The sequence below is a fragment of the Jutongia sp. genome, from assembly GCF_057878315.1.
The window spans coordinates 26,375-53,266 of sequence record NZ_DBLXSO010000019.1 but is presented as its reverse complement, the minus strand read 5'-3'; the positions used below and the strand labels follow the sequence as shown (position 1 = coordinate 53,266).

The 26,892-nt window shown below is 47.6% G+C and carries 20 protein-coding genes; 18 read left to right on the top strand and 2 right to left on the bottom strand.

Annotation, left to right across the window (positions count from 1 at the left end):
• The 3 genes from ACZLMD_RS06440 to ACZLMD_RS06430 all read left to right on the top strand — a co-directional run.
• Positions 1 to 896: helix-turn-helix transcriptional regulator (locus ACZLMD_RS06440; protein WP_489495382.1), on the top strand; the 896-nt coding region annotated here is incomplete at its 5' end.
• Between the two features lie 12 nt (positions 897 to 908).
• Entirely contained in the window at positions 909 to 1,547 is a 639-nt protein-coding gene (locus ACZLMD_RS06435) for an MmcQ/YjbR family DNA-binding protein (protein WP_489495381.1), read from the top strand.
• Positions 1,537 to 2,169 carry a GyrI-like domain-containing protein gene (locus tag ACZLMD_RS06430; protein ID WP_489495380.1) on the top strand — a complete coding sequence of 211 codons (633 nt, stop codon included), beginning with the start codon at positions 1,537 to 1,539 and terminating at the stop codon, positions 2,167 to 2,169. Before ACZLMD_RS06435 ends, ACZLMD_RS06430 begins: the two co-directional genes overlap by 11 nt.
• 296 nt (positions 2,170 to 2,465) lie before the next feature.
• Here the strand turns inward: ACZLMD_RS06430 and ACZLMD_RS06425 are convergent, their stop codons facing one another.
• Positions 2,466 to 3,164, bottom strand: coding sequence for a TMEM165/GDT1 family protein (locus ACZLMD_RS06425; protein WP_118560703.1), 699 nt, complete (start codon positions 3,162 to 3,164; stop codon positions 2,466 to 2,468).
• A 715-nt stretch (positions 3,165 to 3,879) separates the two neighbouring features.
• Here ACZLMD_RS06425 and ACZLMD_RS06420 point away from each other — a divergent pair.
• Both ACZLMD_RS06420 and ACZLMD_RS06415 read left to right on the top strand, forming a co-directional pair.
• A complete protein-coding gene (locus tag ACZLMD_RS06420; RefSeq protein ID WP_118560701.1) occupies positions 3,880 to 6,282 on the top strand; it encodes a glycoside hydrolase family 94 protein in 2,403 nt (800 codons plus the stop codon).
• A 124-nt stretch (positions 6,283 to 6,406) separates the two neighbouring features.
• Positions 6,407 to 6,919 (top strand): hypothetical protein, encoded by a 513-nt coding sequence (locus ACZLMD_RS06415; protein ID WP_455057635.1) that lies wholly within the window; start codon positions 6,407 to 6,409, stop codon positions 6,917 to 6,919.
• Positions 6,920 to 7,150: 231 nt separating this feature from the next.
• Here ACZLMD_RS06415 and ACZLMD_RS06410 read toward each other — a convergent pair whose 3' ends face one another.
• The gene (locus ACZLMD_RS06410; RefSeq protein WP_118560697.1) at positions 7,151 to 7,933 is read right to left on the bottom strand and encodes a PocR ligand-binding domain-containing protein; all 783 of its coding nucleotides are present in this window, start codon (positions 7,931 to 7,933) and stop codon (positions 7,151 to 7,153) included.
• Between the two features lie 186 nt (positions 7,934 to 8,119).
• On the opposite strand from ACZLMD_RS06410, the gene galA reads away from it, so the two are divergent.
• From galA to ACZLMD_RS06345, 13 genes are all read left to right on the top strand, one after another.
• Positions 8,120 to 10,876, top strand: coding sequence for a beta-galactosidase GalA (galA, locus tag ACZLMD_RS06405; protein WP_489495379.1), 2,757 nt, complete (start codon positions 8,120 to 8,122; stop codon positions 10,874 to 10,876).
• Positions 10,877 to 10,923: 47 nt separating this feature from the next.
• Positions 10,924 to 12,213, top strand: coding sequence for an L-aspartate oxidase (locus tag ACZLMD_RS06400; protein WP_489495378.1), 1,290 nt, complete (start codon positions 10,924 to 10,926; stop codon positions 12,211 to 12,213).
• On the top strand, positions 12,206 to 13,060 hold the full coding sequence (nadC, locus tag ACZLMD_RS06395) for a carboxylating nicotinate-nucleotide diphosphorylase (RefSeq protein ID WP_022305545.1): 855 nt from the start codon (positions 12,206 to 12,208) through the stop codon (positions 13,058 to 13,060). The genes ACZLMD_RS06400 and nadC overlap by 8 nt, the downstream gene beginning before the upstream one ends.
• 95 nt (positions 13,061 to 13,155) lie before the next feature.
• Positions 13,156 to 14,082, top strand: a complete 927-nt coding sequence (gene nadA / locus ACZLMD_RS06390; RefSeq protein WP_118560742.1) for a quinolinate synthase NadA — start codon at positions 13,156 to 13,158, stop codon at positions 14,080 to 14,082.
• A 22-nt stretch (positions 14,083 to 14,104) separates the two neighbouring features.
• Complete coding sequence (gene hydE / locus ACZLMD_RS06385) at positions 14,105 to 15,151, top strand: [FeFe] hydrogenase H-cluster radical SAM maturase HydE (protein WP_489495376.1); 1,047 nt, start codon at positions 14,105 to 14,107, stop codon at positions 15,149 to 15,151.
• 173 nt (positions 15,152 to 15,324) lie between these two features.
• The gene (gene uvrA / locus ACZLMD_RS06380; RefSeq protein ID WP_489495374.1) at positions 15,325 to 18,177 is read left to right on the top strand and encodes an excinuclease ABC subunit UvrA; all 2,853 of its coding nucleotides are present in this window, start codon (positions 15,325 to 15,327) and stop codon (positions 18,175 to 18,177) included.
• A 30-nt stretch (positions 18,178 to 18,207) separates the two neighbouring features.
• Positions 18,208 to 18,792: a 5'-deoxynucleotidase gene (gene yfbR / locus ACZLMD_RS06375; RefSeq protein WP_022305541.1), complete on the top strand. Its 585-nt coding sequence runs from the start codon at positions 18,208 to 18,210 to the stop codon at positions 18,790 to 18,792.
• 86 nt (positions 18,793 to 18,878) lie between these two features.
• Complete coding sequence (locus ACZLMD_RS06370) at positions 18,879 to 19,643, top strand: class I SAM-dependent DNA methyltransferase (RefSeq protein ID WP_022305540.1); 765 nt, start codon at positions 18,879 to 18,881, stop codon at positions 19,641 to 19,643.
• A gap of 113 nt (positions 19,644 to 19,756) precedes the next feature.
• On the top strand, positions 19,757 to 20,635 hold the full coding sequence (gene hslO / locus ACZLMD_RS06365) for an Hsp33 family molecular chaperone HslO (RefSeq protein ID WP_022305539.1): 879 nt from the start codon (positions 19,757 to 19,759) through the stop codon (positions 20,633 to 20,635).
• A 15-nt stretch (positions 20,636 to 20,650) separates the two neighbouring features.
• Positions 20,651 to 22,912 carry a hypothetical protein gene (locus ACZLMD_RS06360; protein WP_482521503.1) on the top strand — a complete coding sequence of 754 codons (2,262 nt, stop codon included), beginning with the start codon at positions 20,651 to 20,653 and terminating at the stop codon, positions 22,910 to 22,912.
• A 44-nt stretch (positions 22,913 to 22,956) separates the two neighbouring features.
• On the top strand, positions 22,957 to 23,946 hold the full coding sequence (locus tag ACZLMD_RS06355) for a hypothetical protein (protein ID WP_482521504.1): 990 nt from the start codon (positions 22,957 to 22,959) through the stop codon (positions 23,944 to 23,946).
• Positions 23,947 to 23,963: 17 nt separating this feature from the next.
• On the top strand, positions 23,964 to 26,405 hold the full coding sequence (locus tag ACZLMD_RS06350) for an ATP-dependent Clp protease ATP-binding subunit (RefSeq protein ID WP_482521505.1): 2,442 nt from the start codon (positions 23,964 to 23,966) through the stop codon (positions 26,403 to 26,405).
• 72 nt (positions 26,406 to 26,477) lie between these two features.
• Positions 26,478 to 26,891, top strand: coding sequence for a hypothetical protein (locus ACZLMD_RS06345; RefSeq protein WP_022305535.1), 414 nt, complete (start codon positions 26,478 to 26,480; stop codon positions 26,889 to 26,891).
• The last annotated feature ends 1 nt before the right edge of the window (position 26,892 follow it).

Sequence of the window (26,892 nt, the reverse complement as noted above, 5' to 3'; positions counted from 1 at the left end):
TTTTATCCATACTATTACAGACAGAAACGGTTACAGCTCCATACTTGTCGGAAATATTTGAAGTGTCGAGAAGAACAATAAACAGAGATATTGAAGATTTATGTAAAGCAGGTATACCAATCGTAACACGACAAGGAAAAGACGGTGGGATTTCAATTATAGACGGCTATAAAATTGACAAAACAATGTTGACCCGTGATGAAATGCAGGATATCCTTGCAGGATTACGTAGTTTGGATAGTGTGAATGGGACTAATAGGTATGGACAGTTAATGGAAAAGCTGTCAATAGGATCTTCTGATTTCTTTGTGGGAAATCAATCGGTGTTGATTGACCTTTCTTCGTGGTATAAAGATTCTCTTGCATCGAAGATAGAAATGATAAGAAAGGCAATAGAGCAGCATAAGGAGTTAGAATTCTTTTATTATGCTCCAAATGGTGAGTCGCAGCGAACAATTGAACCATATTATTTGATTTTTCGATGGTCAAGTTGGTATGTGTGGGGGTGGTGCAAAAGTAGAGGAGATTACCGACTTTTTAAATTAAATCGTATGGATAAAGTATATTTATCTAAAAACTGTTTTTCGGAGAGAACGGTTCCTCTTCCGGACTTGAAAGATGAACGAATATTTCCCGGTGGAATTAAAGTAAAAGCTTTGTTTGAGGCAGATTGCAAATGGCGGTTGGTAGAAGAATTTGGACCGGATTGTTTTAGAGAACAAAAAGATGGAACGCTTCTTTTTCAGGCAGATTATACGAATAAGGAAAATCTGCTTACATGGCTATTGACCTTTCGAGATAAGGTAGAATTGCTAGAACCCAAAACAATGAGACAAGAATTGCGACAAAGTATTCTGCAAATGAAGAAAAAATATGACAATACAATGGAAGGCTAAGGAGAAATGTGAATGGAATCAAGGTGTGGTATTTTATGTAGCAAATGTGACTGGCAAAAGACTGAAAAATGTAAGGGCTGTTCTAATATTGACAAACCTTTCTGGGGAGTTTGTCCGGTAAAGAGCTGTTGTGAAGAGAAAAAGTTGGAGCATTGTGGGGAATGTACGGATTTCCCATGCACACAATTAAATGAGTTCGCTTATGATGAAAAAGAAGGTGACTGTGGAGTCCGACTTGATCAGTGTAAAATCTGGTCTGCATTAATACAGATGCGATATAGTTGGATTGACGATTTCCTTATGAAGAAAAACGGCGTGACAAAACTACCACCACAGTGGAACTGGATCCGTTATGCGGTAGGTGGAAAAATGTTTGCAGCAGTGTGTCTTGGCGAAGACAATAGACCATATTATATAACTTTGAAATTAGAGCCATCAGAGGGTAGCTTTTTGCGCGAAGAGTATGAGGATATCATACCGGGGTATTACATGAACAAGCAGCACTGGAATTCAATAAATCCAAACGGTGAAGTCGAAGACGATTTGCTAAAAGATTTATTGGATAAATCGTATCATCTTGTGCTTGGAGGTTTTAGTAAGAAGAAACAAAAAGAGATTTTAGAAAGTGGGGATGCAAAAAATGGCATTTGATTTTAAGAAAGAATATAAAGAGTTTTATTTACCCAAGAATAAGGCACAGATTGTAACAATGCCAAGGATGAATTATATAGCAGTTAGAGGTAAAGGAAACCCTAATGAAGAGGGCGGACAATATAAAACTGCGATTGGTGTTTTGTATTCTGTTGCTTACACTCTCAAGATGAGTTATAAAACGGATTACAAAATAAAAGGTTTCTTTGAATATGTAGTTCCACCACTTGAAGGATTTTGGTGGCAGGATCATGTTGAAGGTGTAGATTATTCCAATAAGTCAGATTTTAACTGGATTTCTGTTATTCGGTTGCCTGATTTTATTACAAAGAAAGATTTTGATTGGGCGGTAGACAACGCTTCAAAAAAGAAAAAGATGGATTGTTCCAGTGCAGAATTTCTGAGTATAGAGGAAGGCTTATGTGTACAGATTATGCATATTGGATCATTTGATAATGAGCCTGAAACAGTAGCAATAATGGATAAATATTTGGGAGAAAATGGATATGTGAATGATTTCACAGATGAACGTCACCATCACGAAATCTATTTATCAGACCCAAGAAAAGTTGCACCGGAAAGATGTAAAACGGTTATCAGACATCCGATAAAGAAATTGTAATTGGCCCTATGTCAAGATTTAGTACAAGTTAAAATGAGTTTTTCTCATAATATTTCTTATGTCCGGTTATTTAGAGATCCTACTGATCTGTGTCAATTTTTTAGTCATATTTCACGGATCAACTGATTTCTCAGGCAAAATTCATATTTTATTTTCCGGACATAAGAAATATTATGGGCATACATCAATTTGAGGTATGGGAAGACTTAGTTATTTGAAGCAACCCTGATATACATGATCTTGTTGACTGATTGTTTCTTTGAATCAGCTTTTATTCATAATGCCTTGCGGACGGATCACTCGTTTGGCTCAGCCTTATCCCTGTGGATACGCTTCATAAAGACGAAGGTGCTTGCCAGGATGAAAAGCACCGCAATGATCATTGTCACAGGAAATACTGCCGGATGATTTTTGCCGAGCAGAAGTCCAAGTCCTTCGTGCATGGTGATATTTCCGAAGATTGCAAAGATAAAGAATGCGAGAGTATTTAACATACCGTCCGGAGTCTTGCTTTTCAGAAGATAACCGATCAGCATACCGAGGATGTCTGCGGCAAAAAGACCGATCGAGCAGGCGAGCCAGACTGTGACGGCGGCATTCATACCCTCATTGGCACCGAAGGTGATTGCGGTAAGCTGTGTTTTGTCTCCGAGCTCGGCAACGAAAAATGTACAGAAAACCGTCAGTGGTGCGAAGCGAGAGACATTTTCTTCTTTGGTCTCTTCCTCCTCGTCATCATCGCCCTTCAGAGAGGTGATGGCAAAAAACAGAAATGCGGATGCGGCAACAAGTCGGATGAGCCATGTTGGAATGATCTCGCTGACCAGACCACCCAGAAGAACGGCTAGTCCGTTTAACACAAGAATGGCGGCTGCTGTGCCGATAATGATGTCGCGCAGCTTGAAGCGCGAGGTCAGTGCAACCAGCATGAGCTGTGTCTTATCACCCATCTCAGCGATAAATTCGGTGAACATAATCTGGAAAAATAAAAGCATAAGAAATCTCCTTACGTATTGTGTGAGGAACCGGTGGTAAAAAGGACAGAGCCGGAGTTTGCGTTACGGACACTTTCCGATCCGGTAAAAAAGAGACCCATGGCAGTGTAAAAACACTGCCATGAGTCTCATCATTTAAAGTATTACCGGGTATCAATACCAGTATGTCGATAATACTATACATTTCAAATCGCCGGAGCGTTATGCTTGTCCGTGCACTCATGTACCGATTACTCCCTCGTGACATGTTCCATATTGTAACATAGTTGAAAAAAATCGTCAATAAAAAACAGTAAGCCGGGAAAATAGATTGAAATTCGTCAATTGTTGGGGCGTTATACCCGTTATACCCAGTTGCTGATGAAAAAGGTGGGTATAATAAAGTAGAAAGTTGTGAGGATTTACTATTCACGGAGTTACCACCACAGCCCACAGACCGCCGCAAAAGCAGCGGCTAGAGTCCGCCCAAAACAGGCGTCCTCTGTCTGCGGGTGTGGGTGGTAACAGCCTGCCCGGCTGATTTTCCAAATAAACTACCACTTGTAAGCAAGCTTACGTGGTAGTTTCCTTGAAAAATCTATCCGTGAATAGTGACAAGATATCAAAATACTGTTAGAAAATGTTTGTTATGTTGTTGATACTTTTGGGGTGGTGTCGTATAATGATAATATGAGAAAATGGTGAAAACCGTTAGTAGAAAGAGGAGGATATTTTCATGAATTATGGTTACTTTGATGAGAAGAACCGCGAATATGTGATCACCAGACCGGATACACCGGCTCCTTGGTGTAACTATCTTGGTTCTCCGGAGTATGGTGCGATCATTTCCAACAATGCGGGTGGTTACAGCTTTGTTAAGAGCGGTGCCAATGGCCGTATCCTGCGTTATCATTTCAACAGTGATGATACACCGGGACGTTACATTTACATCAGAGACGATGAGACTGCTGATTTCTGGTCTGCTTCCTGGCAGCCGGTTGGCAAGGACCTGAATGAGTATAAGAGCGAGGTTCATCATGGAACTGCTTATACTACAATGTTCTCTGAGTATGCGGGCATTAAGACACAGGCAGATTACTATGTGCCTCTCGGAAAGGTATATGAGGTTTGGAGATGTAAGGTGACGAACACAACGGACAAGCCTCGTAAGATTTCTGTATTTGGTTATGCAGAGCTTTCTAATGATGATAATTACAATCAGGATCAGGTAAACCTGCAGTATTCTCTGTGTACAACGAACACAGTATTCCTTGGCAACAAGATTCTGCAGCAGATCAATCTGAACTGGTACAAGGGTCCGGACGGAAGCAACGGCAAGGAACGTTTCTTCGGTATGGCAGGACAGAAGGTTACTTCTTACAATGGTGATAAGGAAGCCTTCATCGGTATGTATCACGATTATGGCAATCCGGTTGCTGTAGAGCGTGGTGAGTGTGATGGCGTTCTCAACTACAACGAGAACAGCTGTGGTGCTCTTCATACTGCACTGGAGCTTGCTCCGGGCGAGACAAAGGAGCTGGCTTTCGTTCTGGGACGTTATAAGGCTTCTGATGCGGACAAGATCCTTGCATGCTATGAGGATGTTTCCGTATGTGATAAGGAGATTGATGAGCTGAAGAAGTTCTGGCATGCAAAGCTGGACAACTTCAAAATCAATACACCAAGCCCTGCTTTTAACAGCATGGTTAATACATGGAATGCATATCAGTGCTTCCTGACATTTACATGGTCAAGAGCAGCATCCTTCATCTACTGCGGTGAGCGTAACGGATATGGTTACAGAGATACCGTTCAGGATATTCAGGGTGTCATTCATACGGATCCGGAGGCTGCACTGGACAAGATCCGTTTCATGCTGTCTGCACAGGTAGACAACGGTGGCGGACTTCCACTGGTACGTTTCGATCACGATGAGCGTGCCGGTCATGAGGGGACACCGGATGATCCGGATTATGTAAAGGAGACAGGACATCCTGCATATCGTGCAGATGATGCACTGTGGCTCTTCCCTACTGTATTTAAGTATGTTTCAGAGACAGGTAATCTTGCATTTATGGATGAGGAGATCACCTGGTCTAACGTGCCGGAGAAGGCAACCGTATATGAGCATTTACAGAGAGCGATCGATTTCTCTATGAATCATCTGGGACCACACGGTCTGCCGGCCGGTCTTCATGCTGACTGGAATGACTGTCTGCGTCTTGGTGCACAGGGTGAGTCATCCTTCGTTGCAATGCAGTTATACTATGCATTCTCTATTATGCGTCTCTTCGCACAGAAGAAGAACGATACCGATTATATCGCTTATCTGGACAAGACCCAGAAGGAGATCGGTGACAAGATCAATGAGCTGTGGTGGGAGGATGACCGTTTCAACCGTGGCTTTAAGGATACAGGGGAACTGATCGGTTCCAAGAAGGATCCGGAGGCAAGTATGTGGCTGAATCCACAGTCATGGGCTGTTATTTCCGGTCTTGCTACAAAGGATCAGGCAGAGAAGGCTCTGGAATCTGTTGACCGCGAGCTGAACACAGCATATGGTGCAAAGGTAATGGCTCCATCTTATGTGGATCATTATTTCGATGGCGCACTGGCTGGTCTGTTCCCTCCATCAACAAAGGAGAACGGTGGTATCTTCTCTCAGACACAGGGATGGATCATTCTTGCAGAGTCTCTGATGGGACATGGTAATAAGGCATTCCAGTATTTTGAGGAGAGTTCACCATCCTCTCAGAATGATAAGGCTGAGATCCGTAAGCTGGAGCCATATGTACACGGACAGTACACAGAGGGTGATGAGAGCCCATTCCATGGACGTTCTCATGTACACTGGCTGACCGGTACAGCATCTACCTGTATGGTAGGCTGCGTAGAGGGTATCTGTGGTATCCGTCCTGATCTGGATGGTATCCGTATCGCACCTTCTATTCCAAGCGATTGGAAGGAATTTACCATGGAGAAGAATTTCCGTGGAAGCAAGCTTGAGATCAAGGTTGAGAATCCAAACGGCGCAGAGAGCGGTTTCAAGGAGTTCTATGTAAACGGTGAGAAGTTCGAGGATAATTATATCCCGGCTGACAAGCTGACTCCTGTTACCGAGGTTCGTCTGGTAATGTAATTGATATATTTGAGTGATAGAGACTTCACACATGGCATCTGCTGTGTGTGGAGTTTTTCGTTATATAGGAAAATGTTCGAAATGAGGAGAGATATTTTGCTATATAATATTGAGGAGAAAGTGTATGAAACAACCTAAGATACAAATGTGGGAGCATGTGATCTGGACCGGCTATCCATTATTGCTGCTTGGAATGTTCTTCCTGCCGGTGCTGAGCCTGCAAGGCTGCTTTTCATGTATCCTTTGGACCGGGTTTAAGCTGGCAGCAGGACTTCTACAACGGAAGAATGTTCCTTCGCAGTTTATTGCTGTCGTATGTCAGGGGATGATCGTGGTTCTTTTCATGCTGGTGATCCTTCAGATCCGGAATATATTCCGGTGCAGAAAAGGGAAATATCAGTGTAAAGGGACTCTGGCTGTTCGCGGTGGTTTGGTGATGATCTATCTGATATTGTCCGTTATCTGTGTTTGGCGTGTAAAATATATGCAGAATACTTATACGATAGATCTGCAGACCTGCCATAGCGGAAAATGGTGCAGTATTGCTCCTGCAAGTGGAGGGATTTTTCTTTTGTTATATGTGTGTTCGCTGTTTGCTTATCGGAGAGTCAGGAAACGGCCGGAGAACAGTGAATAAAGAACGCACACTTCGCATATCAACGGTTCAAATGCAATGAGCGCATCTACATATTATTGAATACATGAAGCTTGGGGAATAAAAAAGGGATGCCTGTATCGTCTCAACGGGTTCGTTATAAAATCGAACGATCGGAGCGGTACAGACGTCCCTGTTTGTTTTGAAGATTTAATGATGTGCGCCAACAATTTACGGAAGCGTTGCAAATTCCGAAACTCTTACCGGAATGATCTACTCTTCGAATAATGCGGCAACTTCGTTGATCGACTTGGTTACCTCGGCAACAGACTTCTCGATGTCGCCGTAGATCGTAGCAGACTGGGAAGAAAGTTCACCCATGCTTTTTGCAACAACGGCAAAACCAACGCCGGCTTCGCCACTGCGGGCAGCTTCGATGGATGCGTTGAGTGAAAGCATCTTCTGCTTGTTAGCGATGGACTTCAGAGAATGTGTGTTGGAGTTGATATCCTGAATGATCTCTGTGGTATGCATTACTTCAGTGTGTAACTGTGAAAAACGGTCTCCGTTGATGTGACGGAAATATTCCAGATTAACAAGCTGGTTGACGATGTCACCAAGAAGCTCTGCTGCGGCACGAATCCGCTTCTCGGAACTGATCGGAACCTGATGGAGCGCGGCAACATAAGCGTCCTCGTCAATGCCAAGCTCTCTTGCCGTCTGACGGAACTGCTCATCGTCCGGCTCGGAAGGAAGTACCTGACCACCGATGATCGCACCGACCTTCTCATCGTTTAACATAATGTCGAAGGCGAAATCCATGAGGCCGGCATGACAGTAATAGGTGCCGGTACATTCGTTGTCACACTTTACACAACGACGGTTGCCCTCAACGGAGTTGCGGGTATATTTCATGCAGAAATCCGTGAAATTGCTTCCTTCTGTGATGTATTCCCCGTTCTTGCCGACTGCGATCGCAGCGAGTCCGGTGGCATCGGAAAAAGCATCCTGAATCTTCTGCAGCTTGCTTAAATCCATAAAATCTTTTAATTCCATATGTATTCTCCTTTTCTCATTTATTTGCCGGTTACGGGCATTCAATGATAATTTAGATCACTAAGTATATTCTACTACAAATGGAGGATAAATGCAATTATTTACTGTCCGGAATCCTCTGTTTTCCTTGACGTTACAGTGGTGGTATGTTTTAATGATTAGAAGAAGATGCGGAGGTGTTTTTATATGAGTACAAGAGTTGCTTTGTCGATGGACAAGGACTGGAGTTTCCATCTGGGAGACGTGGATGAACCGGTCGAAAAAACTCATAGTTATATATATAATACTTCGAAAGCAGGAGCTTGTCCGGGTGTTCCGCAGGAGGACTTTGATGCAAGAGACTGGGAGACGGTCAATGTGCCTCATGACTGGGCGATCCGTCAGCCTTTCTCAGAGGATGGTGCTGCCAACTGGGGATATAAGCCGGGAGGAAAGGCGTGGTACCGAAAGGTGTTTGCAATTCCGGAGAAGTACAGGGACAAGGAGCTTACGATCGAATTTGAGGGGATTGCCTCACATGCAGTCGTGTATTTTAACGGATCTGTGATCCATCGCAGTTTTTCCGCATACACACCTTTTCAGATCGATATTTCGGACCGGGCGCATTTTGGGACGAGACCGAATGTGCTTGCGGTATTTGTAGATGCTGATGTCTGGGAGGGCTGGTGGTATGAAGGTGCCGGAATATACCGGCATGTATGGCTCAACATCAAGAATCCGATCCATATTCCGCAGTATGGTCTGTCGATCCGGATGGAGGAGATCGAGGAGAATACATGGAAGGTGAATCTGTTTACCAATATCTGCAACCAGACAGAGAAGGATACCGAGGTGCGGATTTCCACAACGCTGGTTGACCCGGATCAGGAATTAGAGGTCAATATCAATAACGAAGGCGTTGTCTGCGAAGCCGGGGAGGAGTCACAGGTTGAGACGGAATTTACGATTGAGGATCCGAAGGTATGGGATATCGAGGAACCTAATATATATGAAGTGATCACGAAGGTGTTTGTGGAGGATGAACTGGTTGATTCGGACAAGACGATCTGCGGCTTCCGCACGATCGCAATGGATCCGAAAAAAGGTTTTCTGCTGAACGGACGTCCGGTGAAGCTGTTTGGAACCTGCAACCATCAGGATTTTGGAGGAATCGGTGTTGCAGTGCCGGATGCACTTCATGAATATCGGATCGAACGATTGAAGGCGATGGGTTCCAACGCATATCGCTGCGCCCATGGCATGCCTCACAAAGAGTTGCTTGACGCGTGTGATAGAATGGGAATGTTAGTGATTGATGAGAACAGAAATTTTGAGACATCGGAGGAGGGGCTGACACAGCTTCGTACAATGGTTTTAAGAGACCGGAATCATCCGTCAGTGATCATGTATTCGATCTTTAACGAGGAGCCGCTGCAGGGAACAGAGGAAGGCAGGAGAATGGCACAGACCATGCGGGATGAGATCCGTGCACTGGATGATACCCGTTTTGTGACCGGTGCGATGCATGGCGGGCTGGACGCGGAGGAAAGTGCCGTGGATTCTCTGGATGTGTGTGGCATCAATTACCAGACAGATCAGTATGACTCGTTTCATGAGAAGCACCCGGACATGCCGGTGTTTGCAAGTGAATCGACATCTGCTTTTTCCGTGCGCAGCTGTTATGAGGATGATGATGAACGCCACCTGATCAGCTGCTATGATGAACGGTGTGCAGACTGGGGAAGTACCGTGCGTCAGACCTGGAAGGATATCATGGTGCGTGATTTTATGGCGGGGGCATTTATGTGGACCGGTTTTGATTACCTGGGAGAGCCGACCCCGTATACATGGCCGTCCGTATCCTCTTATTTTGGACTGATGGATACCTGTGGCTATGCGAAGGATGCGTTTTACATGGCGAAGGCGATCTTTTCCAGAAAGCCCGTGTGTCATGTGCTGCCGCACTGGAATCACCGGGGCAGAGAGGGTGAGCTGATCCGGGTGATGTCTCACACCAACTGTGATGAGGCGGAACTGATCGTGAACCGTAAGTCCTACGGCCGCAAGAAGATCAATCTGTACGAGCAGGCAGAGTGGGAGGTTCCATATCAGCCGGGCTACATTGAATTGATCGGTTATAAAGATGGCGTGAAAGCTGCCCATGATGTGAAGATCACAACCGGGGAGCCGGTGCGTCTGAAGATCGTGCCATGGCACAGAGGCATGTATAATGATGGAAGAGATGCCATGCCGGTTAATATTTATGCAGTGGATGAGAAGGGCAGAGGAGTGCCGGATGCTTCCTTTGAGATAGATATCTCGGTGGAGGGCGGTGTGATCCTTGGAACCTGCAATGGAGATCCGACCTGTCATGAAGATTTTGGATCCGGTCACAGAAGCTTGTTTAACGGACGGTGTCAGGCAATTGTGCAGGCTGAGGAGGGAGCCGGTCAGATGGTGATCTCTGCAGTTGCGCCGGAGGTTGAGTTTGGAAGCTTGATGATCCCTCTTTCCACAAGGAAAACGGAGCCGTTTGTAGAGAGCATCCGTCAGCAGTATCTGACCGGTTGGAAGATGACCTCAGAGTTGTTTGCCGAGAAGCCGGATGTCAATATGCATGTGGATGAGTTTGATATGAATACCTGGATGGATGTGCAGGTCGATGAGAAGTCGGGAACACCTGCAATCTTTGAGGATCAGGAAGGCAAATACGGCATTTACCGGATCCGCACGAAGATCCCGGAATCGATCAACGGAAGACTCCCGGTGCTGCATTTTGAGAGTGTCTGGGGGGAATGCAGTGTGTATATCAATGGTGAGCTTCGTGGGGAAACGGCACGGGAATGGCCGGGACCGCTGGATGTGGAGCTTAGGGAAAAGGATACCGGAACAGCAGAGATACGTGTTCTGGTCAAGAGCCTGAATTTTAATGCAGGGCTGCATTCCATGGTAGTATTTCGATAGAGAAGAATGAAAAAGAAATGAACCTGAGAAAGGAATATTTAATAAAAATGAACAGACAGACAGATGTTGTGATAGTTGGAACAGGTGCGGCAGGATTATTCTGTGCACTTAAGCTGCCGGTGGAGTATCAGATCCTGATGATCACCAAGGATGACGTGGATCAGAGCGATTCCTTTCTGGCACAGGGCGGTATGTGCATGCTGCGCGGCGAGGAGGACTATAACAGCTATTTTGAAGATACTATGAAAGCAGGACACTATGAGAATAATAAGGCATCCGTCGATGTCATGATCCGTTCCTCCAACCGGATCGCAGAGGATCTGCTGGGCTATGGTGTGGATTTTGAACGGAATGGCGATGAGCTTGCATTTACAAGAGAGGGTGGTCATTCCAGACCGCGTATCCTGTTTCATGAAGATATCACCGGCAAGGAGATTACAAGCAAGCTTCTTGCGAGAGCACAGGAGAGAGACAATATTACGATATTGGATCATACGATGATGCTCGATATCATTGACGGAGAAAACGGCTGCGAGGGACTTGTGATCCGCGAGGCGGACGGCAGCCTCGGCACGGTACAGGCGGGCTATACGGTTTTGGCGTGCGGAGGTCTTGGCGGACTGTATCAGCACTCGACGAATTTTCGGCATATCACGGGAGATGCGCTGGCGATCGCAATTCGTCACGGGATTGAGATGGAGCATATCGATTATATTCAGATCCATCCGACGACATTATATTCAGAGAAACCGGGACGACGTTTTCTGATCTCTGAGTCTGTGAGAGGCGAGGGGGCGATCCTTCTGAATAAGAACGGAGAGCGGTTTGTGGATGAGCTTTTGCCGAGAGATGTTGTTACGGCGGCAATCCATAAGCAGATGGCGGAGGATGATATGCCGTATGTGAGACTTTCGCTGGAGCGTATTCCGGAGGAGGAGATCCGCAGTCATTTTCCGAATATTTGCCAGAGATGTCTGGAGGAAGGCTATGATGTAACGAAAGAGCCGGTTCCTGTAGTGCCGGCACAGCATTATTTCATGGGAGGTATCAAAGTTAATCTTTCGAGCAGAACCTCCATGGATCGGTTGTACGCCGTCGGGGAGACCTCCTGCAACGGTGTTCACGGAGCAAACCGTCTGGCAAGCAATTCCCTGCTTGAGTCGATGGTATTTGCAGACCGCTGTGCGGGTGAAATCACGTCGTCTGAGCTTCCGGTGGCAAAGGATGTTACGGACCGTGTTGACTGGAGCCTGTATCAGAATCTGGAGCAGTTAAAGGAACAATACAAGAACATTGTTTTAGAGGAAATAGAAAAGGAGAAAAAGAGACATGAGTGATACAACATTTATGAAGATGAATGCGGACAGATATATCCGTATGGCGTTGGAGGAGGACATCACCAGCGAGGACATTTCTACGAACTGTGTCATGCCCGAATATCAGAAGGGACAGGTTGATCTGATCTGCAAGCAGGACGGAGTGATCTGTGGTCTGTGGGTATTCCAGCGTGTTTTTGAACTTCTGGATGATACGGTGACATTTGATATGAAGGTAAAGGAGGGCGATTTCGTTCACGCAGGAGATCTGATGGCAGTCGTGACAGGAGATATCCGCACTTTGTTATCCGGTGAGAGAACAGCACTGAATTATCTTCAGAGAATGAGTGGTATCGCTACTTATACTCATGAGATCGCACAACTTTTAGAGGGCAGTCACACAACACTTCTGGATACCAGAAAGACGACGCCGAATATGCGTCTGTTTGAGAAATATGCTGTTAAGGTTGGCGGAGGAAGCAACCACCGTTACAATCTGTCGGATGGTGTGATGCTCAAGGACAATCATATCGGTGCAGCAGGAAGTATTACAAAGGCAGTCAGAATGGCGAAAGAGTATGCGTCCTTTGTACACAAGATTGAGGTCGAGGTGGAGACACTGGAGCAGGTTAAGGAAGCGTGCGAGGCGGGTGCGGATATTATCATGCTGGATAATATGACACCGGATAAGATGAAGGAAGCGGTCAAGCTGATCGCTGGACGAGCGCTGACGGAGTGCTCCGGTAATGTGACAAGAGAGAATATCAAGAACATGATCGATGTGGGAGTGGATTATGTATCCAGCGGTGCGCTGACACATTCCGCACCGATCATGGATATTTCCCTGAAGAATCTTCATGCGGTTTAAGGAGACGGCATGAAAGGCATATGTTAATGGAGAGGCTTAAGATAAGCGTGTAGAGCAGGAGACGAATGACAGCATTCGGCCGGAAAGAGGAAAAGATGCAGGAGACAAATGTAGAACAGTTAAAAAAAGAGATACTTGAGTTAAAGGAAAAGCAGGATGCGGTTATCCTTGCGCATTATTATGTGGATGGGGAAGTACAGGCGATTGCGGATTATGTGGGAGATTCTTATTTCCTAAGCAAGCTGGCGATCGAGCTGAAGGAGCAGACGATCATTTTCTGCGGCGTATCCTTTATGGGAGAGAGTGCCAAGGTTTTAAATCCGGGCAAAAAGGTCGTTATGGCAGATGAATTTGCAGACTGTCCGATGGCGCATATGGCAGAGGTGGCAAAGATCGAGCAGGTCCGCAGTGAGTGGGATGATGTGGCAGTTGTATGTTATGTCAATTCAACCTCGGAGTTAAAGGCACATTCGGATGTCTGCGTAACCTCCTCCAATGCGATCAAGGTGGTAAGCAATCTCAAAGAGAAGAATATTTATTTCATTCCGGATGAGAATCTGGGACGTTATGTGGCAAAGCAGCTTCCGGAGAAGAATTTTATTTTCAATGACGGCTTCTGTCATGTACACAAGAGCATTCATGCCGATGAGCTTTTGAAGGCGAAGGCAGCACATCCTAAGGCGGAGGTGTTGACACATCCGGAGTGTACCGGAGATGTTCTGGAGCTTTCTGATTTTATCGGAAGCACTTCTCAGATTATTGATTATGCAACGCAGAGCGAGGCGCAGGAATTTATTATCTGTACCGAGATGGGTGTTTTCTATGAGCTGGGTCAGAAGAATCCGCAGAAGCGTTTTTATTCCGTGGGACACCGTCAGTTCTGTCCGAATATGAAGAAGATTACACTCGAAAAGGTCAAAAAGGCACTGGAGACATTGCAGCCGGAGATGATCGTGGATCCGGATATTGCAGAAAAGTCCTGCAGACCACTTGAGAAGATGTTGGAATTGGCAGCAAAGTAAAGGGACAGTGGAGGTTTCCGATATGTTTGATCTGATTGATAAGCTGGAAGATAAGGAGACTTTGGAGCGTGAGGAATGGATCACGCTCCTTTCTGCGTATCAGGACGATGCGCTCAGAGATTATGCCGCACAGAAGGCGAGAGCCGTGGCGCAGTCTGTTTACGGGCATGATGTATATGTCCGTGGACTGATTGAGTTTACCAATTACTGCAGGAACGACTGTTATTACTGCGGGATCCGCCGCAGTAATCCGGATGCGGACCGGTACCGCCTGACGAGGGAGGACATTCTTGCCTGCTGTGAGGAGGGCTGGGAGCTTGGTTTCCGGACCTTTGTCCTGCAGGGAGGCGAGGATGGATATTTCCGGGATGAATGGTATGAGGAGTTGATTCATGAGATTAAGCAGCGTTATCCGAAGTGTGCGGTGACGCTGTCAGTGGGAGAGCGTTCCGGGGAGACCTACCGCAGATGGTATGAGGCGGGGGCAGACCGTTATCTGCTGCGCCATGAGACGGCGGACGATGTGCATTACCGTTCCATGCATCCGCAGGAAATGTCGCCGGAGCATCGGAAGAAATGTCTGTATACGCTGCGTGAGATCGGTTATCAGGTGGGCTGTGGCTTTATGGTAGGCTCGCCGGGACAGGGACCGGAGCAGCTTGCACAGGATATGGAGTTTATTTATGAACTGAAACCGCATATGGTGGGGATCGGACCGTTTGTGCCGGCGGCGGGGACACCGTTTGCCGATAAGGCGCAGGGAAGTCTGGAACTGACGCTGTTTCTGTTAAGTCTGCTGCGTTTACAGGAGAAGAAGGTACTTCTTCCGGCGACAACAGCACTTGGAACAATCCATCCGCTGGGACGTGAGATGGGGATCCGGGCGGGTGCTAATGTTGTAATGCCGAACCTCTCTCCGGTTGCCGTGCGAAAGAAATATGCGCTGTATGATCACAAGATCTGTACCGGCGAGGAGGCGGCAGAGTGCCGTGGCTGCCTGAACCGCCGTATGGAATCGATCGGATACCGGATCGTGACGGACAGGGGCGACTCTCCGTATATCAGATAATGTGTGCGAAGGCAAAATGAAGCTTTTTCGATTTTTGCCGAAGCATTGTGATGTTTTGATTGACAAAATATACCGGATTTGGAAAATCGAACATATGTACTTGAAAAACGATTTAAAACATGCTATCATCGGCTTATGCAAAATGTGATGGATATAGAAAGGCATGGTTTATTATGGCAAAGCATGAGCAGTTAAAGAAATATATAAAGATACGAAAGGCAGCAGAGCACAATCTGAAGGAGATCGATCTGGACGTGCCGAGAGACGAGTTTGTTGTATTTACCGGACTCAGTGGTTCCGGGAAGTCTTCTCTGGCATTTGATACGATCTACGCAGAGGGACAGAGACGTTATATGGAGTCGCTGTCTTCTTATGCCCGCCAGTTTCTGGGACAGATGGAGAAGCCGAATGTGGATGCCATTGAGGGACTGCCGCCGGCGATCTCGATCGATCAGAAGTCGACGAACCGTAACCCGCGTTCCACGGTTGGTACGGTGACGGAGATTTACGACTATTTCCGCCTTCTGTATGCGAGGATCGGTATTCCGCATTGTCCGAAGTGTGGGAAGGAGATCTATGCGCAGACGGTCGATCAGATGGCAGATGAGATCATGGAGCTGCCGGAGGGGACGAGGCTTCAGCTTCTGGCTCCGGTTGTGCGTGGGCGCAAGGGACAGCATGTCAAGGTGTTCGAGTCTGCCCGCAAAAGCGGCTATGTCCGTGTTGTTGTCGATGGTCATTTGTATGAGTTATCTGAGGAGATTTCCCTCGAAAAGAATAAAAAACACAATATCGAAGTGATGGTGGATCGTCTTGTGGTTCGCGATGGTATTCAGAAGCGTCTGGTGGATTCCATCGAGAATGTACTGAAGCTGTCTGACGGGCTGATGATCGTGGATATCCCGGGAGGGGAGCAGATGAGCTTCAGCCAGAGCTTTTCCTGCCCGGACTGCGGAATCAGCGTTGACGAGCTGGAACCGCGTACCTTTTCATTTAATAATCCGTTTGGTGCCTGTCCGGTCTGTCACGGTATCGGTGTGAAGATGGAGTTTGATGAGGCGCTGATGATACCGGATCCATCGCTGAGTCTGGCGGATGGTGCGCTGACAGTGCTTGGCTGGCAGTCGGCAAAGGATACGACAAGCTACTGCAGAAGTATTCTGGATGCGCTGGCAGATTCCTATGGATTTGACATCAATACGCCGTATGAGGACCTGCCGAAGGAGATATGCCACATGCTCATGCATGGAACCGATGGACGTGTTGTCAAGGTTAAGTACCGCGGTCAGCGTGGTGTCGGTGTTTATGATGTCGCATTCGAGGGCGTGATCAAGAATGTGCAGAGACGTTACCGCGAGTGTGGTTCCGAACGTATGAAGAAGGAGTACGAGAGCTATATGCGTATCACTCCGTGTGCAGAGTGCGGCGGTAAGAGACTGAAGCCGGAGGCTCTGGCAGTGACGGTCGGAGATAAGAATATTGCAGAGGTAACAGAGCTGTCGATCAGCCATCTGATGGAGTTTATGCAGGGGCTGGAGCTGACACCGCATCAGCTTGCAATCGGTAAGCTTGTTCTCAGAGAGATCAAGGCACGTTTGCAGTTCCTGCTGGATGTCGGTCTGGAATATCTGACACTGGCGAGAGCGACCGGCACCCTGTCCGGTGGTGAAGCACAGAGAATACGTCTGGCGACACAGATCGGCTCCGGTCTGGTCGGTGTTGCATATATATTGGATGAGCCTAGTATCGGCCTGCATCAGAGAGATAATGACAAGCTGATCCAGACACTCAAGAAGCTAAAGGATCTTGGCAATACCCTGATCGTGGTAGAGCATGATGAGGATACGATGTTTGCGGCAGATTATATCGTGGATATCGGACCGGGAGCCGGAACGCACGGTGGTGAGGTGGTTGCTGCCGGCAGCGTAAAGGATATTATGAAATGCAAGGATTCCGTGACCGGTGCTTATCTGAGCGGACGGATCCGGATTCCGGTACCATCTGAGAGAAGAGAGCCGACCGGCTGGATCACAGTGCGGGGAGCAAGAGAGAATAATCTGAAGAATATTGACGTGTCCTTCCCGTTAGGTGTCATGACGTGTGTGACCGGTGTTTCCGGCTCCGGTAAGAGTTCGCTTGTCAATGAGATCCTGTATAAGGAGCTGGCAAGAAAGTTAAACCGCGCCCGCTTTGTGCCGGGCAAGCATGACTGCGTGGAGGGGCTCGCACAGTTAGACAAGGTTATCAATATTGATCAGTCACCGATCGGCAGAACGCCGCGTTCCAATCCGGCAACTTATACAGGTGTGTTTGATATGATCCGTGATCTTTTTGCATCCACCCCGGAGGCGAAGGCACGCGGTTACAAGAAAGGTCGTTTCAGCTTCAATGTCAAGGGTGGTCGCTGCGAGGCATGTCAGGGCGATGGTATCATCAAGATCGAGATGAACTTCCTGCCGGACATCTATGTGCCATGCGAGGTCTGCAATGGCAAGAGGTATAACAGAGAGACGCTCGATGTGAAGTATAAAGGGAAGAGTATCTTTGAGGTGCTCGACATGACGGTGGAGGAGGCACTTGGCTTTTTCGAGCCGATTCCGTCTATCTATCGTAAGATCAAGACGTTGTATGATGTCGGACTTTCTTATGTGAAGCTGGGACAGCCATCGACAACTCTGTCCGGTGGTGAGGCACAGCGTATCAAGCTGGCAACCGAGCTGAGCCGCAGAAGCACAGGTAAGACCGTGTATGTGCTGGACGAGCCGACGACAGGACTTCATTTTGCGGATGTCCATAAGCTGATCGATATTCTGCATCGTCTGGCAGAGGGCGGCAATACCGTGATCGTGATCGAACACAATCTGGATGTGATCAAGACGGCAGATTATATCATTGATATCGGTCCGGAGGGCGGTGACCGCGGAGGTACTGTGATCGCACAGGGGACGCCGGAGGAGGTGGCAAAGATGCCGCAGTCCTACACCGGAATTTACATTCAGAAGATGTTAGATAAAGCTCGGGAATGATCGAAGGATACAAAGAAGGGGGAGGAGACAATGGGATTGGAGAATACGTTTTTTGCAATTGTCACACGAATGAAGTTTATCAGCCGATGGTCTGTGATGCGTAATTCCTACACGCAGAATGATAGTGAGCATTCGATGGAGGTGGCGATGATCGCCCATGCGCTTGCCATCATAGGCAATAAGAGACTTGGAAGGGACTATCATCCGGAGCGGATCGCCGTGATGGGGCTGTATCATGATTTTACAGAGATCATCACCGGCGATCTGCCAACACCGGTCAAGTATCGCAATGATAAGATCAAGTCAGCTTTCAAGGAGATCGAGGAGGAGGCTGCTCAGGAGCTTTTGGAGCGTTTGCCGGAGGATTTGCGCGGAGAGTATGCCCCTTATCTGCAGGAATCTGAGTGGACACCGGAGGAGTACAAGTTAGTCAAGGCTGCTGATAAACTGTCGGCACTGATCAAGTGCATTGAGGAGCAGAAGGCAGGCAATCAGGAGTTTCAGAAGGCGAAGGAGGCGTCAGAGGCATATCTGAGGGATATGAACTGTCCGGAAGCAGATATTTTCTGTCAGGAATTTCTGCCGCATTATTATAAGACTTTGGACGAATTGTAGGTTGCGGGAACCATGCATGTATGCTAAAATTAAATTAACTATCTGGAATTTCAGGTGAAACAGCGACAGTGAGTGGAGACGAGAAGATGAGTGATAATTCATACAACGAAAATGCCTATAATGGATTTGCTTATTGTTATGATCTGTTTATGGATAATATTCCGTATGACATGTGGGCAGAGTATCTGTATAGCATCCTTACGGAATATGGTATTACCGAAGGAACACTTCTGGAGCTGGGCTGTGGTACGGGAAGCATGACGGAATGCATGATAGCAAAGGGCTACGATAGTATCATAGGTCTGGATTCTTCTGAGGACATGCTGATGATGGCGAGAGAGAAGAATCTGCCGGGTGTGTTGTTGATACAGCAGGACATGAGAGAACTGGAGCTGCCTGACGAAGTTGATGCCGTTTACTGTGTGTGTGACGGAATGAATTATTTATTGGAACCACAGGATCTGCAGAGAGTGTTTACACGGGTGAAGCGCTTTTTGAAAGCCGGTGGTGTTTTTGTATTTGATATGAAAACAGACTATTTCTACCGGGAGATATTAGGAGACCGTATGATCGCAGAGAACCGGGACGATGCCAGCTTTCTCTGGGAGAATGAATATCATCAGGATACCGGCATTAATGAGTATCTTCTGACGGTATATCAGTTGGAGGATCCGGACAACGATCTGTTCTCAAGATGTGATGAACTGCATTATCAGAGAGCATATGCTACGGAGCTGGTTCAGAGCTTGGCAGAGGAGGCAGGTCTTACCTGCAAGGCAGTGTATCAGGCATTTACACGGGAACCGGTGAAACCGGACAACGAAAGGATTTACTATATTTTTCAAAATTAACCATATGATGCGTGGATCAAAAGCAGACAGCAGTGATGTGATCCGGGGCATCCGTTGGGGAGAAATAATATCATTTGCCCCAATACATTATATAAACAGGAGTGACTAAAGAGATGACAGAATCAAAGGATTATATTGTTAGAGCGACAGCGGCGGATCAGCAGCTTCGTGTGTTTGCCTGTACAACAGGCAATCTGGTCGAGGAGGCAAGAAAGATTCATGACCTGAGTCCGGTGGCGACAGCCGCTTTGGGAAGACTTCTGACAGCCGGCAGCATGATGGGCTGTATGATGAAGGGAGATAAAGACGTTCTGACACTTCAGATCGAATGTGGGGGACCGATCGGTGGAATTACAGTGACGGCAGATTCAGCAGCCAATGTAAAGGGCTATGTCAAGAATCCGCAGGTAATGCTTCCTCCGAACAGCAAGGGTAAGCTTGATGTGTCAGGGGCAGTCGGACCGGGATTTCTGAATGTAATCCGTGATATCGGACTCAAGGAGCCATATAATGGACAGACCCATCTGGTGTCCGGTGAGATTGCAGAGGATCTGACTTATTACTATGCAGCCAGTGAGCAGGTGCCGTCTTCGGTAGGACTTGGCGTGCTGATGAATAAGGACAATCATGTCAGACAGGCGGGAGGATTTATTATTCAGGTTCTTCCGAATGCGGAGGATGCGGTGATCGATCGTCTGGAGAAGCGTCTGGGCGAGGTTGACTCCGTGACGAAGCTTTTGGAGGACGGAATGTCTCCGGAGGATATTGTACGATATCTGATGGACGGCATGGATGTGGATTTTCTGGATACGATACCAACCCAGTATCATTGTAACTGCTCCAGAGAGAGGGTATCCCGTGCAATTGCAAGTATTGGACGTAAGGATCTTGAGGAGATGATAAAGGATGGGGAGCCGGTAGAGGTCAACTGTGATTTCTGCGGCTCACACTATCTGTTTGATACAGAGGATTTAAAGCAGATGCTGAAATAAGAAATGAGGGAGAACATGGACAGAAGGTATAAGGGACTGATTATTGCCGGTGTGTTTTTGTTGGGCGTTGTCACATTCTGCAAGATACAGCAGAGAGGAGATATCACATATGCCACAGCAGTGGGAACCGTGCGCACGGGAAAGACTCTGGATGTCCGGAAAGGACCGGGAACTAAGTATGCCTGCGTCAAGAGTGGCAGTACAAAGGTCAGCCTGAAGAATGAAGAGCGGGTGACGATTCTTGCACAAAACAAAACCTGGTATAAGATACGCGTGAAAAAGGGCAGCCGGAAGACAACCGGTTATGTGCCGATGAAGAATCTGGCAGTCATGAGCGGTGACATGGAGACAGAGGTATACGGTAAGGCATATCCTTCGGCTGTGCTGGTCAGAAGCCGGGCAGTGAAAAGCGGCAGTCTGATGCGTGTGAATGGGGCAGCAGTCCGTCTGTCCAAGAATAAAAAGGTTCGGATCCAATCTGAATCTGTGATGTACGGCGTGAAGTATTACAAGGTATCCTTCAGCTATGATGGAGATCAGATGCAGGGCTATGTGCCGGCGGATTCGATCCGTGCCGAGTACAAGTCTGCTATGCAGGGAGTGATCACCACATCCAGACAGGTTACACTCCGCCGTAAAGCAGGATCTACAGAGATCGTGAAGGCAGTAGACGGCACTTCGATCGTTATGACGAATGGAACAGAGGTGCTGATGCTTTCCGAGAAGATCATTTCCGGTGTGAAGTACATATGCGTTGACGTGACCTACAACAAGAAGACGTACCGCGGCTATGTGACAGCGAATCTGGTGCGTTTCCTGACGATCAAGAGAGAAGATGTCGTAAATGGCGAGCAGGAGAATCTGTTTGTTGAGAAGACGACGCCGACTCCGGCAACAGCAGCTCCGGCAACAGCAGCTCCGTCAGGAGAGTCCTCTTCAGATTCCTCCTCCGGAAGCACCAAGGTGCTGACTGATACCGAGTTTAAGAAGGAGATGGTTAAGCAGGGCTTCCCAAGCAGTTATATTACGGCACTGCAGGCACTGCATGACAAGTATCCGAAGTGGACGTTTAAGGCTTATCAGACAGGAATTGACTGGTCTACTGCTGTAGACAATGAAGGGAAGGTCGGACTGAATCTGATCTCTAACAGTAAGTCCGGTGCATGGAAGTCCCAGGAGGAGGGGGCGTATGATGCATCCACCGGTACTTATATTCCGTTTGATGGCTCAACATGGGTGACAGCATCCGAGAAGGCGGTCCGTTACTATATGGATCCGAGAAACTTCCTGACAGAGAGCGGTATCTTCCAGTTCGAGAGTCTGGCATACCAGAAGGATGTACAGAACCAGAGTGGTGTTGAAAATGTATTAAAGAATACACCAATGTACAAGGCATCCTACGAATATACCGATGATGCCGGTAAGGCTTCAACGATTACATATTCCAGAACCTTTATGGATGCAGCGACACTCTCCGGAGTCAGTCCGTATCATCTTGCATCCCGCGTGAAGCAGGAGGTTGTTACCGGCCCGACAAGCATGAGTTCTTCGGTATCCGGTACCGTCAAGGGATATGAAGGTATTTACAATTTCTACAACATTGGTGCCAACAACAGCACAAAGGCCGGCGGAGCCGTGGCAAACGGCCTGTCATGGGCTAATAAGGACACGACATATATGCGTCCATGGACCACAAAGTATAAAGCGATTGTTGGTGGAGCACAGTATTTAGGCAGTAATTATATCAATATTGGACAGAATACATTGTATCTGCAGAAGTTCAATGTAACTGCCAATAACACATATAACCATCAGTATATGGCAAACATCGAGGCACCGTGGAGTGAAGCATTAAAGACAGCGGAAGCATATGGCAGTGATAAGGCAGATATGAGTCTTGTATTTTCAATTCCGGTATATTCCGGCATGCCATCTGAGATTTGTGCAATCCCATCCGGGGAGACACAGCAGAGTACGCAGACGGTTCAGACCGTCAGCAGCAACAATTATCTGAAGACACTATCCGTTAAGGGATATGCATTCAGTTCTCCGTTTAAATCCGGAGATGACGGGCATCAGACTTACAGTCTCAAGATTGGCAAAACAGTCGGATCGATCCGGATTGATGCAAGTCCGGTCAGCACGACAGCAAAGGTGTCCGGTCAAGGCAAAAAGAAATTAAGCAAAAAGAAAAAGACAAAGACATATGTTGTGAAGGTAAAGGCTCAGAGCGGCGATATCAGAAAATATAAGATCAAGGTAAACCGTAAGAAATAGACCATAACATATAGCATGGTTCCGGAGAGGTAAGAGGTGCAGCAATGAGTGGCAGATTCCGAAGATGGGGGATGATAGCATTTGTGGTATTTGCAGGTTTCATCTGCCGTGAGAATACCGCACAGGCCGCGATGGCACAGATCAGTCTTCAGAAGTCGGCGGATGAGATCGTAAAGTCGGATATCTTTTATGTTGTTATTACGGTGGCGGCAGATGAGGAGATCAATGGCTTTGATGGATATTTTTCCTACGATCAGGATATCATGCAGTATATTACCGGAGGCAGTGTTTCAAGCGGTAATGACGATGAGATCCATGTGAAGGATCTTGACAGGGAGACGGGGACGAAGAAAATCAAGTATTCTCTGCAGTTTCGGGCAAGAAAAGCAGGAAGCTGTACAGTGGCATTGAAGAAGTGCAGGAAGATACAGACTGCGGATGGCAGTGTAAAGATGTCGATCGGTTCCGCTTCTCTTGGAATACAGGTGTTAAGCAGAAAGGAATATAAGGCACGTCATACAGAGGCACCGTTTCCGGCGGATGCTTCGGACAATCCGGAATCACCGGCTTCGGATACAGATGAATCGATACAGACAGGAGATATCGGGGGAGATGAACCGACAGCCGAAGCAGCAGGTACGCAGGAACCGCCGGATCAGGGAATAACATCGGAAACCGGCATGGCAACAGGGCAGCCGGATCAGGGAATGATGCAGGGAAACAGTTCGACAACAGAGCCACCGGCGGCGACAGCAAGTGCATTGCCGGGGGATGCCCGGAATACACAGGGCTTTCTGGGCTTGACAAAGGGAATCTGTATTGTGATCCTGTGTCTGGCACTGGCTGGCTTTGTGATGGTCATGATACTCCTAAGGAGTGCATTAAAGCCTGTCGATGACTGGGGAGAAAATATGGAAGATGACAGCACTGTGGAGAGCGAGCCGGAGGAAGATATTCCTGAAGAGACGGAGCTTTCTATGGAAGAGATAGAGAAGCGGCTGGAAGAGAAACGCCGCTGGTTGAGAAAAGAGTAACAGGAGGATTTGAGAGGATGCAAAACCGTTTTACGAAAAAGGCACAGAAGGTGCTTCGTGATGCAGGAAAGGTTGCGCAGGAGCTGGGGCATAATTATGTGGGGACAGAACATCTGCTGGTGGCATTGATCCGCAATCCCGGTGTGGCATCAGAGGTGCTTAAGGCAAATGGTGTGGAAGAGCAGAAGATCTTGGATCTCATTGACGAGTCCATTTCCGCACAGAGCAGTGTGCTTGTGGCAGACGAAGGGGAGTTTACCCCGAGAACCCAGAAGGTTTTAGAAATAGCGCAGGAAGAGGCTTCAAGAATGGGGATTGCCGATGCAGGAACAGAGCATCTGCTGATCGCATTACTAAAGGAATCGGACTGTATTGCTGTTCGTCTGCTCAACACAAAGGGAATCAATGTACAGAAGCTTTATGTGGAAGCACTGACTGCGTCCGGACAGGACATGAACACCGCCAAGAACGAATACATGAAGCAGAAGAACAGAAAGAATAAATCAACAACGCCGATACTGGATCAGTACAGCCGTGATCTGACGGCACTGGCAAGAGAGGGAAAGCTGGATCCGGTGATCGGAAGAGAGCGTGAGATTGAGAGAATTGTTCAGATCCTAAGCCGCCGTACGAAGAACAATCCGTGTCTGATCGGTGAGCCTGGTGTCGGCAAGACGGCAGTTGTGGAAGGTCTTGCACGGAAGATCATCGAGGAGGATATTCCGGAGATCCTGCACAATAAACGTGTACTGACGCTTGATCTGGCAGGCATGGTAGCCGGTTCGAAATACCGCGGTGAGTTTGAGGAGAGAATCAAGCGTTCCCTCAAGGAAGTGATGCAGAGCGGTAATATTCTGCTGTTCATCGATGAGATCCACACGATCATCGGTGCAGGCGGTGCGGAGGGCGCGATCGATGCCGCCAATATTCTGAAGCCTTCGCTTGCGAGAGGAGAGCTTCAGCTCATCGGAGCAACGACCAGAGAGGAATATCGTAAATATATCGAGAAGGATGCTGCGCTGGAACGCCGTTTCCAGTCTGTTGTGGTAGAGGAGCCGACCGAGGAGGAGGCAATCGAGATCCTTCGCGGACTGGCACCGCGCTATGAGGAACATCATCATGTAAAGCTGACGGATGGTGCGGTGACAGGGGCAGTCAGACTGGCAGCCCGCTATGTCAATGACCGTTTTCTGCCGGACAAGGCGATCGATGCGATTGATGAGGCATGTGCCAGAGCCGGCTTGAAGAGATATATGATATCACCGGAGCTTCGTGGTCTCGAGGAGGAGCAGGTTCAGCTCGAGAAGGAGAAGGAGCAGGCAATCCGCAGCAAGGACTACACACATGCCGGTGAGGTCAAACGCCGGCAGGAGCAGTTAGAGCACAAGATTGACAAGATACGTAAGGAGCAGGAGAAGCACAGAGGTGCGAAGGAGCTTCAGGTGACAGAGAACGAGATTGCCGCAGTGATCGCTGACTGGACGAAGATACCGGTACAGAAGCTTCAGGAAGAGGAGATGGAACGTCTGCGTCATCTCGAGGAGATCCTTCATGAGAGAGTGGTCGGACAGGAGGAAGCCGTTTCGGCAGTTTCCAAGGCAGTCCGCCGTGGCAGGGTCGGTCTGAAGGATCCGCGTCGTCCGATCGGATCTTTCTTGTTCCTGGGACCAACCGGTGTTGGCAAGACAGAGCTTTCCAAGGCTCTGGCAGAGGCTGTTTTTGGCAAGGAGAATGACATTATCCGTGTAGACATGTCTGAATATATGGAAAAGCACAGCGTCTCCAAGATGATCGGATCGCCGCCGGGATATGTCGGTTATGAGGATGGAGGACAACTCAGTGAAAAAGTACGCCGTCATCCATATTCCGTTATCCTATTTGATGAGATCGAGAAGGCGCATGCAGACGTATTTAATATTCTGCTGCAGATCCTGGAGGATGGTCATGTGACCGATGCACAGGGACGTAAGGTCAGCTTCAAGAACACGATCATTATCATGACATCCAATGCCGGAGCACAGCGGATCATTGAGCCGAGACATTTGGGCTTTGGAGTGCAGGAGGATGCAGAAGCCGACTATCACAAGATGAAGGACGGCGTGATGGAGGAGGTCAAGAAGATCTTCAAGCCGGAGTTTATCAACCGAATTGATGAGATCCTTGTGTTCCACACATTGACGAAGGAGAATATCGAACAGATCGTCCGTATTATGCTTAATACACTGAATAAAAGGACGACTGCGCAGATGAATCTTACCATGGAAGTTACAGAGGAAGCGGTTGCGCATCTGGCGGAGAGCGGCTTTGATAAAAATTACGGAGCGCGTCCGGTACGAAGAGCAATCCAGACACAGCTTGAGGATGCACTGGCAGATGCACTGCTTGATGGAACGATCGCAGCAGGAGACAAGATAAAGGTAGACTGTAAGGATAAAAAGATCATATTTTCAAAACTTTAGCAGTAGAAAAAATACGCGAATTATGGTATGCTAGACATACGATAAAAGCACAAAATACGGAGGGATAACAAAATGGCAGTGATTACAGAATTGATCCGCAAGGAAGCAGATGGCACACTCAGCTTTGGCAACTTCGACTTTGATACCAAGCAGAAGAAGTCTGATTTTGAGTACGAGGGCGATATGTACAAGATCAAGACCTTCAAGGAGATTACCAAGCTTGAGAAAAACGGAATGTTTGTCTATGAGTCCGTACCGGGTACTGTTGTTACGAACATGAAGAGCACAGAGAACGAAGTGGTATTTAATGTAGAGGGCTGGGAAGATTCTTCAATTACACTGGAGCTTGAGCCGGAGCAGGAGTATAAGGTATTGGTTGACAATGCCGATATCGGAAGAATGAAGACAAATCTGGGCGGCAAGCTGAATATCAGCGTAGAACTCAATCCGGGACAGACCTCACAGGTAAAGGTGGAAAAGTTATAAT